Here is a 12,043-nt window from a genome sequence, read left to right on the forward strand (position 1 = left end):
GTATAGACGAGCCTGCATCCCGCCCCTGTGGGAGCGCACCTGTGCGCGACCGCCATGCATCCGGTCGCGCACAAGTGCGCTCCTACGGCATCAGCGACCGCGCAGGAACAGACGATCGAGCTCGCCCAGCGACAGCTGCACCCAGGTCGGCCGCCCGTGGTTGCATTGGCCCGAGCGCTCGGTCGCCTCCATCTCGCGCAGCAGCGCGTTCATCTCGGGCAGAGTGAGGCGACGCCCGGCGCGCACGGAACCGTGGCAGGCCATCGTCGAGAGCAGCTCATTCTCCAGCTCCTGCAGGCGGCGCGAACTGCCGTGCTGGGCCAGCTCCGCCAGCACGTCGGTGACGAGCTGGTTGACGTCGGCGCCCTCCAGCAACGCGGGGATGCGCCGCACCACCACGGTGGACGGACCGCTGCGCGAAAGCTCCAGGCCCCACTCGGCCAGCGCCTCCGCGTGCTCCTCCGCGGCTGCCGCCTCCTTCGCGCTGACCGACAGGTTGAGCGGCACCAGCAGCATCTGCGAGCGCAGGTTGCTGCAGGCGCGACCGGCCTTGAGCTTCTCGTAGGTAATGCGCTCGTGCGCTGCGTGCATGTCCACCAGCACCAGGCCGTGCGCGTTCTCGGCGAGGATGTAGATGCTCTTGAGCTGCGCGATGGCAAAACCCAGCGGGGGCGCCTCGCGCTCGTCGGCCTCGGGCATGGCCACGGTCACGGCAGCCCCCGTCTGCGCCGCAGGCTCGCCGAGCAGCGCGGCGTAGCCGGCCAGCGGCTCGTCACGCAGACCAAGGCTGAGCCGGCTCTGCGCGAACTGCGCGGGGCGCGAACCGCCAGGGCTGCCGTAGGCGTACGCCGGTGCCGGCGAGAGCGGCGATTCGGGCGACGGCGGCGGCACGGCCAGTCCCGCCCGCGTCTGCGCCAGCGCCTCGTGCAGGCTGCGGAACAGGAAGTCGTGCACCAGCCGCTGCTCCCGAAAGCGCACCTCGTGCTTGGCCGGATGCACGTTGACGTCCACCCCGGCCGGGTCGAGTTCCAGGTACAGCACGAAAGCCGGATGCCGGCCGTGGAACAACACGTCGGCGTAGGCCTGGCGTACGGCGTGGGCGACCACGCGGTCGCGCACCAGCCGTCCGTTGACGTAGAAGTACTGCCCGTCGGCCTGCGCGCGCGACGCAGTCGGCAGCCCGACCCAACCGGAGAGCTGCATGCCCGCCGCGGCGTGATCGATGTGCAGGCTCTGCGCCGGGAACCCCTCGCCGAGCACCTCGGCCACGCGCGCCAGCGCCGAGGGCTGGTCGGGGCAGGCCCTGAACAGGCGCAGCGGCTTGCCGTTGTGGCTCAGGCGGAATTCCACCGAGCGGCGCGCCAGCGAGAGGGACTTCAGCAGGTCATCGATGTGCGCGAGCTCGGTGCGCTCGGCACGCAGGAATTTTCGCCGCGCCGGCACGTTGAAGAACAGGTCGCGCACCTCGACGCTGGTACCGACCGGATGCTGCGCAGGACACACCGGCTGCATGCGGCCGCCATCCACTTCCAGACGGAATGCGCTGTCGGCGTCACGCAACCGGGAGGTCAGCGCGAAACGCGCCACCGAGGCGACGGAGGCCAGCGCTTCGCCGCGAAAACCCATGCTGGCGACGTGCTCGAGGTCGTCGAAGCTGCCGATCTTGCTGGTCGCATGCGAGGCCACCGCCAGCGGCAGGTCGTCGGGGCCGATGCCGCCGCCGTCATCGCGCACGCGGATCAGCCGCGCACCACCCTGCTCGATGTCCACCTCGATACGGGTTGCGCCGGCGTCGAGGCTGTTCTCGACCAGTTCCTTGACCACCGACGACGGGCGCTCGATGACCTCGCCGGCGGCGATCTGGTTGACGAGGTCGGGGGGAAGCTGGCGGATGACGGGCATCGCGCAAGCTTAATGGGTGGGGACGAAGTTGCCCACGCCGCCAGGCACTCTGCAGGAGCGCATCTGTGCGCGACCCGGATGCGTAACGGTCGCGCACAGGTGCGCTCCTGCAGGGATTTCGGTTTGGGTCAGCCGGCGGGGATGGCCAGCACCGCGCCGGCCTGCACGGTGTCGCTGCTCATGCGGTTGGCACTCTTGAGCGCGTTCACGCTGACGCCGTACTGGCGCGCGATGCTGCCCAGGCTCTCGCCGCGTGCGACCCGGTGCAGGTCGCGCACGTTGGCATCGGCGCGCGTGTCCGCCACCGTCGCGGCGGGCTCGCTGGCGGACGCCAGGATGCCGCTGCGACGCATCGCCTGCGCGGCAAACCAGGTGCCCGGCGGCGGGGTCGCCTCGAAGTAATTGCGCACGCCACCCATCACCGCCTCCGCCAGCTGGTGCTGGTGTGCCGGATCGCGCAGCTTGCGCTCCTCGGCCGGATTGCTGATGAAGGCGGTCTCGACCAGGATCGAGGGTACGTCCGGCGAGCGCAGCACCACGAAGTTGGCGTGTTCGACGTGACCGCGGTGGGTCGGGCCCAGCTTGGCCAGCGCCTTGAGCACGTTGCCGGCGATCGCCTCGCTGGCCTGGATGGCGTAGCCCTGCTGCAGGTCGAGCAGGACCGCGGCGAGGCTGTCGTCCTTGTCGTCCAGCGAGACGCCGCCGATCAGGTCGGCGCGGTTTTCGCGGTCGGCCAGCCAGCGCGCCGCCTCGGAGGTCTTGCCGCGCGGCGACAGCACCCACACCGAGGAGCCCTTGGCGTCGCTGCTGGTGAAGGCATCGGCGTGGACCGAGACGAACATGTCCGCATTCTGCTCGCGGGCGATCTGGTAACGACGCTTGAGCGGGATGAAATAGTCGCCGTCGCGGGTCAGCACGGCCTTCATGCCAGGCTGGCGGTTGATCTCGGCGGCCAGGGCGCGCGCCACCGCGAGGGTGACGTCCTTTTCCTGCGTGCCGCTGGGTCCGTGCGAACCGGGATCCTTGCCGCCGTGGCCGGCATCGACCGCAACGATCACCTTGCGCTCGCCGCCGAGCAGCGCGGCAGCCTGTCTGGCGCCCTTGCCCACGCTGGAGGTGGGCTTGACGCTGGCCAGCACGCCGGGCGTGGGGTCGTCCGGCGTCAGGTTGTCCGCCTCGTCCGCGATGGCTCCGTCCTTGCCGGGGTAGAGATCCAGCACCAGGCGATAGCCGTGTTCACCCGCGGGCTTGAGCAGGAAGCTCTTCGGTTGTGCACCCGCGGCGGCATGCGCCACCAGATCCAGCTCGCCAGCGGAAACCCGGCTGTCCAGGCTCCTGTAGAGACCCTGCGCCGCTGGCGCGTCGAAGCCCTGCGCCAGGTCGCTGCTGTGCAGTTGCAGTTCGATCGTGTTGCCGTCACGACGCAGCTTGTAGTCCACCGGGCCGGACAGGTCGAACACCACGCGCGTGTACTCGGGGCCCGCCCATACGCGCGCGCCCTGCACGTCGGCCGCCTGCGCAGGGCACAGCGGCAACGCGGCGGCAAGGGCCACCACAGCCAGACTTCCCAGGCGCGCAAACGTACGTGTCATGGCGCCGCATTGAAACGCAGCAAAAACGCGATTGCAAGCGTTTTTCCCTTGGATATCCATAACCTGCGTTGCTTTTGTCATGCAAACCCAAGGTATTGGACCTCGGCCGCGCTCCTCCACGCGCACGCGCGGCGGATTGTTTTTTCTTACGGAACCGTAACTTAGCCTTCGCCCAGGCGTTCCAGAAGGGCCCTGCCGCGCTTGCTACGCGGGTCCGCGCGCGCACGCCGCCCATGGCCGGCGTGCTCCAGTTCGAACACCAGGTCCGGCGCGGGCAAGGCGTCGGCACCCCGTTCGGGCCACTCGACCAGCACCAGCGCGGCCGGATCGCCCAGGGCATCCAGCCCGAGCCATTCCAGTTCCCCTGGATCGGCGATGCGGTAGAGGTCCAGGTGCCAAGCCGTGAGCTCGCCGGCGCGGTAGGACTCCACCAGGCTGTAGGTGGGACTCTTGACCCGCTCGCCCACGCCAAGCGCGGTGAGCAGCGCGCGGGCAAAGCTGGTCTTGCCTGCGCCCAGGTCGCCATGCAGGTAGATCACCAGGCCGCCGTCGACCGCCGCGGCGAAGCGCTGGGCCAGCGCCGTGGTAGCAGTTTCGTCGGGGAGGGTCCAGTAGCTCATGCATCCAGTCCGTTCAGAAGGTGGCGCAGCGGGGCGAACAGGTCGCTGGCGAGCAGGCCGCGCTCACCTTCGCGGGCGGCCAGGTCGCCGGCACGGGCATGCAGGCCCACGCCCAGGCGGGCGGCATCCCGGGCGCTGCAGCCTTGCGCCAGCAAGGCAGCGACAAGGCCCGTCAGCAGGTCGCCCATGCCGCCCGAGGCCATGCCCGGATTGCCCCAGGGGCAGACGTCCAGACGGCCATCCTCGTCGGCCACCAGCGACCCGGCGCCTTTGAGCACCGCCACCGTGCCGAAGCGTCGTGCAAGCGCGCGCGCGGCGGCGAAGCGATCGTCCTCGACGTCGCCAACGGAACATCCCAGCAGTCGCGCGGCCTCGCCAGGGTGCGGTGTGATCACCACCTGACGCGTCGGATCGAAGCGCCGCGGCTCGGCCGCCAGCAGGTTGAGACCGTCGGCATCGAGCACCAGCGGCAGCGCGCTGTCCAGGGCGGTCAGCCAGAGCGCGTGCCCCCAGGCGCCTTGTCCCAGGCCCGGGCCGACCGCCAGTACGGTCGCCCGCTCGAGCAAGGGCTCCAGTGCCTGGGGACCGTTGACCGCATGCGCCATCAGTTCGGGGCGGGCGGCGTTGAGCGAGACCAGCTGCTCGGCCCGCGTCGCCACGCTGACCAGGCCCGCACCGCCGCGGAGGGCGGCCTCCCCGCACAGGCGGACCGCGCCCGCGGTGCCGTGGTCGCCGCCGATGGCCAGTACGTGGCCGTTGCGCCCCTTGTGCGCATCGCGCGGGCGTGGCGGCAACGTTGCCGCTTCGAGCAGGTGCGCATCGGGCGCTTCCTGCCACAGGCTTTCGGGCAATCCAAGCGTGGCCAGCTCGACGCGCCCGGTATGTGCGCTGGCCTGGCCGGTATGCAGGCCACGCTTGGCCGCGATGAAGCTGACCGTGAGGCTGGCGCGGATCGCCACGCCCGGGCAGCGACCGGTGTCGGCGTTCAGCCCCGAGGGCACGTCCAGAGCCAGGATCGGCTTGCCGCCAAGATTGAGTCGCTCGATCAGCGCGGCCGCGGCCGGCTGCGGCGGACGGTTCAGGCCGGTGCCATAGAGCGCGTCGACGTGCACGTCCGCTTCGGGCAACGGTGACATGCCGTCCCAGTGATGGACCGGTACGCCTCCCTGCTCGCAGGCGGTCCGGGCGCGGGCTGCGTCCCCCTCGCCCGCGGCCTCGGCCAGGGCCAGCACGTCGGCGGCCATGCCGGCTTCGTGCGCCAGCAGCGCGAGCAGATAGCCGTCGCCGCCGTTGTTGCCGGGCCCGCAGTACACCGCGATGCGCTGCGCGTGCGGCCAATGCCGGCGAAGGGTGGCGAACGCCGCGGCCGCCGCGCGGCGCATGAGCTCGTAGCCGGGAATCCCCAGCACCTCGATCGCACGCCGGTCCAGCGCGCGCACCTGGGCGACTGTATACAGGGCGTGGCGATGTGGCGCGGTCATCGGGCGATTATAGGTGCGGGCCCGCACTTACAATGGATGCATGTCCGTCGTTCCCTCCCCCGACTATGCCGCCCTGGCCCGCGAGATCAAACAGTGGGCGCACGAGCTGGGGTTTGCGCAAACCGCCATCAGCGGCGTCGAGCTGGGCGAGGACGAGTCGCACCTGGAACGCTGGCTCGAGGACGGCCTGCACGGCGAAATGGATTACATGGCCCGCCACGGCACCCGCCGCAGCCGCCCTGCCGAACTGGAACCGGGCACCCTGCGCGTGATTTCCGTGCGCATGGATTACCGCGCGCCGGGGACCCGGCACGCCTGGGACGTGATCAACGACGGCGAGGCCGGCTACGTGGCCCGCTATGCGCTGGGCCGCGATTACCACAAGCTGATGCGCAACCGGCTGCAGAAGCTCGCCGAGCGCATCCGCGCGGCGATCGGCGAGTTCGGCTACCGCGCGTACGTGGATTCGGCGCCGGTCCTGGAGAAGGCGCTCGCCCGCAACGCCGGGCTGGGCTGGATCGGCAAGCACACCGTGCTCATCAACAGGGACGCCGGCTCCTACTTCTTCCTCGGCGAGCTCTACACCGACTTGCCGTTGCCGATCGACGCGCCCGCCACGGCGTACTGCGGCACCTGCACGCGCTGCATCGACGTCTGCCCCACCCAGGCGATCGTGGGCCCTTACCGGCTCGACGCGCGCCGCTGCATCTCCTACCTCACGATCGAACTGAAGGGCTCGATCCCCGAGGATCTGCGCGCACCGATGGGCAACCGCATCTTCGGCTGCGACGACTGCCAGCTCGTGTGCCCCTGGAACAAGTTCGCACAGGACGCCACGGAGCCGGACTTCGCGCCGCGGCACAGCCTGGACGGCGCGAAGCTGGTGGCGCTGTTCGCGTGGAGCGAGGAGGAGTTCCTGCGCCGCACGGAGGGCATGGCGATCCGCCGTACCGGCTACGAGGGCTGGCTGCGCAACATCGCGGTCGCGTTGGGCAATGCGCCCCCGACGGCCGAGGTGGTCGCCGCCTTGCGTACGCGGGAGCAGCACCCCTCGCCCGTCGTCCGCGAACACGTCGCCTGGGCACTGGCACGCCACGGAACCGCGCCGCTGTAGGAGCGCACCCTGTCGCGACCCGCCATGCGGGCACACCGGGTGTGCGGCATTACCGGTCGCACACAAGGTGCGCTCCCACAGGTAACGCAACTTCCGAGGGCATGGGTCGGCACGCGGCGCAGTGCCGGTCGCGCGCAGGTACGCTCCTGCACGTCAGGTGCGGCGCTCGTGGATGGCACCGATCAGCGCGCAGGTCGCCGCATCCAGCGGCGGCACGTCCGACTGCTCGCCGCGCAACGCCGGCAGGATCTGCCGCGCGATGCTCTTGCCCAGCTCCACGCCCCACTGGTCGAACGCGTTGATGCCCCACAGGTGGCCGAGCAGGAACACCTTGTGCTCGTACAGCGCGATCAGTGCGCCCAGGCTCTCGGGGGTGAGCGCATCGAGCAGGATCACGGAACTCGGGCGGTCGCCCGGGAACGTGCGCTGGGCTGCCAGCGTCGGGCCGCCAGCGGGGTTCTCGGCCAGCGCCTCCTCGGTGGTCTTGCCCAGCGCCAGCGCGGCCGCCTGCGCGAGCAGGTTGGACAGCAGCGCGTCGTGATTGCCATGCAGCGGATGCGCCGGGTTGACGATGCCGATCAGGTCCAGCGGCACCACCTCGGTACCCTGGTGCAGCGCCTGGAAATAGGCGTGCTGCGCATTGGTGCCGACGCTGCCCCAGACCACCGGCACGGTCGGCTGGCCCACTGGCTGGCCTTGCGGCGTCACCGACTTGCCCAGGCTCTCCATTTCCAGCTGCTGCAGGTAGCTCGGCAGGTCGCCGAGCAGGTCCGCGTAAGGCACCACGCCGCGCGTCGGGTAACCCAGCACGTCGCGGTTCCATATCTCGACGAGCGCCAGCAGCACCGGCAGGTTCTCCTGCCACGGCGCGCTGCGGAAGTGGTCGTCCATGCGCGCGCCACCGGCCAGCACCGCACGGAAGCCCTGCGTGCCGATCGCCAGGGCCAGCGACAGCCCGACCGCCGACCACAGCGAGTAGCGCCCGCCGACGAAGTCCCACATCGGGAAGATCTGCCTGAGCGGCACGCCCCAGCTGCCTGCGACCTCCGTGTTGGCGCTGACCGCCAGGAAATGCCGCGCCACCTCGCGCTCGTCGCCGTTGCAGGCCTCCAGGATCCAGCCGCGCAGCACGTTGCCGTTGAGCAGTGTTTCCTGCGTGGTGAAGGTCTTGGAAACCATGACCACCAGCGTTGTCCTCGGATCGAGGCGGGTGATCAGGTCGTAGGCAGCCTGGCCGTCGACGTTGGTCAGGAAATGGCTGCGCACTTTCGGTGTGCGGAATGGCGCGAGCGCGGCAACGGCAAGCCGGGGCCCCAGGTCCGAACCGCCGATGCCGATGTTGACGATGTCGGTGACCGTATCGGGCAGCCCCAGGGCCGCCTGCTGGCCGCCATGGATGGCGTCGACAAGCTGGCCGATGCGCTCGAGTGTCGCCTCGATCTCGCGGCGTGCCCCGGCCGGTGCCGGCGAGGGCATCGACGAAGCGCCCGCCCGCAGCGCCGTGTGCAGCACCGCGCGGTCCTCGGAGGTGTTGATCGGCTCGCCGGCGAACATCGCGTCACGCGCCGCTTCCCAGCCGCTCGCTTCCAGCTGCGCACCCAGGGCATCGAGTGCCGGCACGTCCAGCTTCTGCCGGCTGAGGTCGAGCAGCAGCGGGCCGGCGCGGTGGCGCAGGCGCGCCCCGCGGGCCGCATCGGCGATCAGCGTGCGCAGGTGGGTCTGCGAAAGGCGGTGGGCGTGGTCGGCGAACAGCGAAGCGTACGTCGGGACGTTGGCGGGCATGGGCAGACGCGCTGGCGAGGGAAGCCTTGCATCTTAAGCCGGGCGCGCGTGAGGAACACGTCGGGCGGCACCACGCGCCGAGCCTCTCCGCGAACGAGGGGGGGGGGGGGGCACGACAGGCGACGGGGCTTTTCGGCGCGATGCCTGGGCGAGCCTCTCGCCAGGCCTCCCCCATCCGCCCTGCGGGCACCTTCCCCCGTAAACGGGGAAGGATCATGGGCTACGCGGACGCGGAGGACATGTCCGACACATCGGGTGGCATCACGCGCTCGAGCCTTCCCCCGCGAACGCGGGGGAAGGTGCCGACAGGCGGATGGGGGCGCTTTTGGGCGCGATGTTTGGGCGAGCCTTTCGCAAGGCCTCCCCCATCCGCCCTTCGGGCACCTTCCCCCGTAAACGGGGGAAGGATCACGGCACGACCAGGGCACTCCGCGGACGCGGAGGAAGGATCCGGTCAGGCGGCGGCCATCTGCTTGGGGATCGAGCGGTTGGTGTGGCTGATGCGATTGTCCGCATCCACGTACACCAGCGTCGGCTGGAACTTCTCCAGTTCCGCCTCGCTGAGCCCGACGAAGGCGGCGATGATGATCAGGTCGCCGGCCTGCGCGCTGCGCGCTGCGCTGCCGTTGACCGAGATGATTCCCGAGCCTTCCTCCGCGCGCAGCGCGTAGGTCACGAAACGCTGCCCGCTGTTGATGTTCCACGCGTGGATCTGCTCGTACTCGCGGATGCCCGAGGCATCCAGCAGCAGGCCGTCGATCGCGATCGAGCCCTCGTAGTGCAATTCCGCGTGGGTCACGGTTGCACGGTGGATCTTGGCCTTGAGCATGTTCAGGTGCATGACAGATGTGTTTCCGGCAGGAACAGCCTGCGTGCGTCAATTATCGAACCCCTGACGCTGCGCTGCAACATCGGAACCCTCTGCAGGCACGCACCTGTGCGCGACCGGGTTACGCGCGGTCGCGCCAGGGTGCGCTCCTACGAGGGCTTATGCGCGTTCGGCCATCCAAACCCCGCATGCCATAATGCGCGATCCCGCCGCAACGCCGCCCCGCCATGACCCGCCGCCTGCTCGTCACCAACGCCCTGCCCTACGCCAACGGCCCGCTGCACATGGGCCACCTGCTGGGCTACATCCAGGCCGACATCTGGGTGCGCGCGCAGCGCATGGCCGGCAACGAGGTGGTGTACGTCTGCGCGGACGACGCGCATGGCACGCCGATCATGCTCGCCGCGCAGAAGGCCGGCATGACGCCGGAGGCGTTCATCGAGGGCATCCGCGCCGGGCACGAGGCGGATTTCGCCGACTTCGGCGTGCACTTCGACCACTACCACTCGACCCACTCGGAAGAAAACCGCGAGCTGGCGACGCTGATCTACACGCGCCTGCGCGACGGCGGTTTCATCGCGCGCCGCGACATCAAGCAGCTGTTCGACCCGGAAAAGGAAATGTTCCTGCCGGACCGCTACATCAAGGGCACCTGCCCGCGCTGCGGCACGCCGGACCAGTACGGCGACAACTGCGAGAACTGCGGCGCCACCTACGCCCCGACCGACCTGATCGAGCCCTACTCGGTGGTTTCCGGCGCCGCGCCGGTACTTCGCGACTCGGAACACTACTTCTTCGAGCTGTCGAAGTTCGCGGCCCTGCTGCGCGACTGGTTCGCCGGCCGCTACACCGGCGGCAAGCCGGTCGCCAACGCCGGCGTCGCCGCCAAGCTGCGCGAGTGGCTGGACGGCGGCCTGAAGGACTGGGACATCTCCCGCGACGCACCCTACTTCGGCTTCCCGATCCCTGACGCACCAGGCAAGTTCTTCTACGTCTGGCTGGACGCGCCAGTCGGCTACCTGGCCAGCTTCAAGGCGTTGTGCAACGCGCGCGGCCTCAAGTTCGACGACTTCCTCGCCCCGTCCAGCCGCGCCGAGATGCACCACTTCATCGGCAAGGACATCATCAATTTCCACGGCCTGTTCTGGCCGGCGATGCTGCACGGCGCCGGCTTCCGCACGCCGACCGCGCTGCACGTCAACGGCTACCTGACCGTCAACGGCGCGAAGATGTCCAAGTCCCGCGGGACCTTCATCCAGGCGCGCACCTACCTGGACGTGGGCCTGAATCCCGAGTTCCTGCGCTACTACTTCGCCAGCATGCTGGACGACGCACCGGTGGACGTGGACCTGGACCTGAAGGCCTTCGAGGAACGCGTCAACTCGCACCTGGTGGGCAAGTGGGTCAACATCGCCAGCCGCACCGCCGGCTTCGTGCACAAGTTCTTCGACGGCCGCCTGGGTGCGCGCTTCGGTGCCGCCGAACAGACGCTGTGGAACACGCTGCTGGAACACTACGACGGCATCGACGCGCTGTATGACGCCGGCGATTTCGCCGAGGTTACCCGCCGCTTCGTGTTGATGGCGGACCTGGTCAACGGCCACATCGCGGCCACCGCGCCCTGGACCATGGCCAAGGACGAGTCGCGCCGCGCCGAACTGCACCAGGTGTGCTCGTTCGCGCTCGCCGCCTTCCGCCTGCTTGCCGGCCTGCTCAAGCCGATCCTGCCGGCCACCGTGGCCGCGGCGGAAGCTTTCCTGCAGGCGCCAATTGCCGACTTCGACGACGCCCGCGCGGAACTGCACAGCCACGCGATCGGCCCGTTCGAGCCGCTGCTCGCGCGCATCGATCCGAAGCGCATCGAGGCCATGATCGACGCGTCCAGAGAATCGCTCGCGCCCGCTCCGGCGGCCGCGCCCAAGTCATCCAAGGAAACCCGCAAGCCCATGACCGAGCCAGCAGCACCCGCCACCGACACGCCCGCCACCATTGCCATCGACGACTTCGCCAGGCTCGACCTGCGCATCGGCAAGGTCACCACCTGCGAGTTCGTGGAAGGCTCGGACAAGCTGCTGCGCTTCGAGCTGGACGCCGGCCCGCTGGGCACGCGGCAGATCTTCTCCGGCATCCGCGCCGCCTATGGCGAGCCAGAGAAGCTGGTCGGCCGCAATGTGGTGTTCATCGCCAACCTTGCGCCGCGCAAGATGCGCTTCGGGCTGTCCGAGGGGATGATCCTGTCGGCCGGCGATGGCGGCAGCGACCTGTTCCTGCTGGATGCCGACCAGGGTGCGAAGCCCGGCGCAACGGTCCGCTGACACGCTCTTTGCAGGAGTGCACCTGTGCGCGACCGTGAGGCTCCGGTCGCGCACAGGTGCGCTTCTGCAGTTAAACCGTCAGCGCGCGTAGGTGACGAAGAACCCGACCAGGTCGCCGTTCTCGTTGTAGGCCGACAGGTCCACCACGTGATAACCGCGCGCGGCGTATTCGGCGTGCGACTCGGTGAGCTTCCTGGCCATGTGGTTCTTGCGGAAGCCCAGCGTGGCATCGACGAACACCGTGACGGTATCGCCTTGCACGGTTTCCGCCCGTGCTGGCGTGGCGTGGGTGAGCAGCAACGTGCCGCTCATGCCGATGGCGGCAGCCAGCAGTAGCGATGCAGCGCGGAGGGAAGGACGGAAACGGGTCATGTGAAGCTCCTGCCGAGTTGCGGGACAATAGGGCGC

Annotated in this window: 9 protein-coding genes; 2 read left to right on the forward strand and 7 right to left on the reverse strand. The window is 69.6% G+C overall.

Going from position 1 to position 12,043, the window contains the following annotated elements; translation table 11 throughout:
- Window positions 1-90 precede the first annotated feature (90 nt).
- The 4 genes from mutL to ACFWZU_RS09210 form a co-directional block, all read right to left on the reverse strand.
- The gene (gene mutL, locus ACFWZU_RS09195) at window positions 91-1,902 is read right to left on the reverse strand and encodes a DNA mismatch repair endonuclease MutL (protein WP_439701209.1); all 1,812 of its coding nucleotides are present in this window, start codon (window positions 1,900-1,902) and stop codon (window positions 91-93) included.
- A gap of 128 nt (window positions 1,903-2,030) precedes the next feature.
- On the reverse strand, window positions 2,031-3,494 hold the full coding sequence (locus ACFWZU_RS09200; RefSeq protein ID WP_439701210.1) for an N-acetylmuramoyl-L-alanine amidase: 1,464 nt from the start codon (window positions 3,492-3,494) through the stop codon (window positions 2,031-2,033).
- A gap of 161 nt (window positions 3,495-3,655) precedes the next feature.
- Window positions 3,656-4,114, reverse strand: coding sequence for a tRNA (adenosine(37)-N6)-threonylcarbamoyltransferase complex ATPase subunit type 1 TsaE (gene tsaE / locus ACFWZU_RS09205; protein ID WP_439701211.1), 459 nt, complete (start codon window positions 4,112-4,114; stop codon window positions 3,656-3,658).
- A complete protein-coding gene (locus tag ACFWZU_RS09210) occupies window positions 4,111-5,595 on the reverse strand; it encodes an NAD(P)H-hydrate dehydratase (protein ID WP_439701212.1) in 1,485 nt (494 codons plus the stop codon). The genes tsaE and ACFWZU_RS09210 overlap by 4 nt, the downstream gene beginning before the upstream one ends.
- A gap of 40 nt (window positions 5,596-5,635) precedes the next feature.
- Here ACFWZU_RS09210 and queG point away from each other — a divergent pair, with 40 nt between their 5' ends.
- Window positions 5,636-6,709 carry a tRNA epoxyqueuosine(34) reductase QueG gene (queG, locus tag ACFWZU_RS09215; protein ID WP_439701213.1) on the forward strand — a complete coding sequence of 358 codons (1,074 nt, stop codon included), beginning with the start codon at window positions 5,636-5,638 and terminating at the stop codon, window positions 6,707-6,709.
- A gap of 153 nt (window positions 6,710-6,862) precedes the next feature.
- On the opposite strand, the gene pgi is transcribed toward queG, so the two are convergent.
- Entirely contained in the window at window positions 6,863-8,491 is a 1,629-nt protein-coding gene (pgi, locus tag ACFWZU_RS09220) for a glucose-6-phosphate isomerase (protein ID WP_439701214.1), read from the reverse strand.
- A gap of 454 nt (window positions 8,492-8,945) precedes the next feature.
- A complete protein-coding gene (gene panD / locus ACFWZU_RS09225; protein ID WP_209614577.1) occupies window positions 8,946-9,332 on the reverse strand; it encodes an aspartate 1-decarboxylase in 387 nt (128 codons plus the stop codon).
- 215 nt (window positions 9,333-9,547) lie between these two features.
- Between panD and metG the strand changes: the two genes are divergently transcribed.
- Window positions 9,548-11,635: a methionine--tRNA ligase gene (metG, locus tag ACFWZU_RS09230; RefSeq protein WP_439701215.1), complete on the forward strand. Its 2,088-nt coding sequence runs from the start codon at window positions 9,548-9,550 to the stop codon at window positions 11,633-11,635.
- Between the two features lie 78 nt (window positions 11,636-11,713).
- On the opposite strand, the gene ACFWZU_RS09235 is transcribed toward metG, so the two are convergent.
- The gene (locus tag ACFWZU_RS09235) at window positions 11,714-12,007 is read right to left on the reverse strand and encodes a hypothetical protein (RefSeq protein WP_439701216.1); all 294 of its coding nucleotides are present in this window, start codon (window positions 12,005-12,007) and stop codon (window positions 11,714-11,716) included.
- Window positions 12,008-12,043 lie beyond the last annotated feature (36 nt).

It is taken from the genome of Frateuria sp. GZRR33 (genome assembly GCF_051900425.1).
GTDB lineage: Bacteria > Pseudomonadota > Gammaproteobacteria > Xanthomonadales > Rhodanobacteraceae > Frateuria_A.